This is a genomic window from Vibrio sp. 10N.222.49.C12 (assembly GCF_041475025.1).
Lineage (GTDB): Bacteria > Pseudomonadota > Gammaproteobacteria > Enterobacterales > Vibrionaceae > Vibrio > Vibrio crassostreae_C.
This window is the reverse complement of sequence record NZ_JBFRVF010000086.1, coordinates 1-1,423: the sequence shown is the minus strand read 5'-3', so window position 1 is coordinate 1,423 and position 1,423 is coordinate 1. Positions and strand designations below refer to the sequence as shown.

Below are 1,423 nucleotides of genomic sequence, written 5' to 3'. Positions count from 1 at the left end.
GGGCGATACAGCAAGTAAAGCTCATGGTGATGAAGAATGACAAGCATGATTGGCGTAAACAGGAGGACGAGTCTTGGTGATCTCAACGTCGTTGATGGAGCAAATCTGCTCTTCAACCAACTTGAATCAAGCTCTACGAAGAGTGAAGAAGAACAAAGGATGTGCAGGTGTCGACAAACTCGACATAGATGCGACTATCTCAACACTTCGACAGGCTTCAAATGGGCAAGCGCTTCGCCAGAGTCTTCTGGAAGGAAGCTACCAACCTCAACCGGTACTTGGTGTAGAAATCCCTAAACCTAGTGGTGGCGTAAGGCAACTAGGTATCCCAACCGTGCTTGATAGAGTTGTCCAACAGGCAATGACCTCAGTACTGTCAGATATCTATGACCCCAAGTTCTCCAATAGCAGTTACGGATTTAGACCAAACCGCAGTGCGCACCATGCATTAACGGCAGCCAGTCATTACATCCGAGAAGGTCGAGGTTATGTTGTAGATATCGACCTAGCGAAATACTTCGACACAGTGAATCACGATAGACTGATGTACAGACTGTCACAGGACATCAGTGATAAACGAGTGTTGAAGCTCATCAGGTCATATCTACAGGCAGGCATAATGCGAAACGGGATGGTTGAACAGAGACAAAGAGGGACACCACAGGGTGGACCATTATCCCCGTTGCTATCCAATATCGTATTAGATGAACTGGATAAAGAGTTAGAGCGCAGAGGGCATAAGTTCTGTCGATATGCAGACGACTGCCAAATCTACGTTCATAGTGAAGAAGCCGCTTATCGAGTTAAAGAGTCGATAACGGAGTTCTTGGAGCAAAAGCTGAAGCTCACGGTAAATCGAGAGAAAAGTGGTGCGACAAGAGTGACAGAGCGGACTTACTTAAGCCACCGCTTCGGGATAGATGGAACAATCCATCTATCGAAGGCAGCACAAACTCAAATGAAGAAGCGAGTGCGGCAGATAACGAAGCGAAACCGAGGGCGAGAGTTGCAAGCAGTCATAGCGGAACTAACTCAATACCTAAGAGGTTGGCAACACTACTTCAAACTCGCCATACGGAAAAGCAGCTTGCAGCGCTTAGACGAATGGATACGGCGACGGCTACGATGTTACCGCTTAAAACAACGCAAACGCAGATACGGCATAGCGACATGGTTACAACAACAAGGTGTAACGGAGCGCAATGCGTGGAAGGTAGCGATGTCAGATAAAGGGTGGTGGCACTTGGCCTTAACGCCGCAGTTAAATCACGCCATGCCAATAAAATGGTTCGAGGAGTTGGGCCTGTACTCATTGGGAGATGGGTATGAGTCACTGAAAATATATTCGGAACCGCCGTATGCGACCCACGCTTGTACGGTGGTGTGAGAGGACGGAGGCCGTGAGGCCTCCTCCTACTCGATT

At 48.3% G+C, this 1,423-nt stretch carries 1 protein-coding gene; it reads left to right on the top strand.

Features of this window, described 5'->3' with window-relative positions; all coding sequences use genetic code 11:
- Positions 1-94: 94 nt before the first annotated feature.
- Entirely contained in the window at positions 95-1,387 is a 1,293-nt protein-coding gene (gene ltrA, locus AB4583_RS19705) for a group II intron reverse transcriptase/maturase (protein ID WP_372056279.1), read from the top strand.
- Positions 1,388-1,423 lie beyond the last annotated feature (36 nt).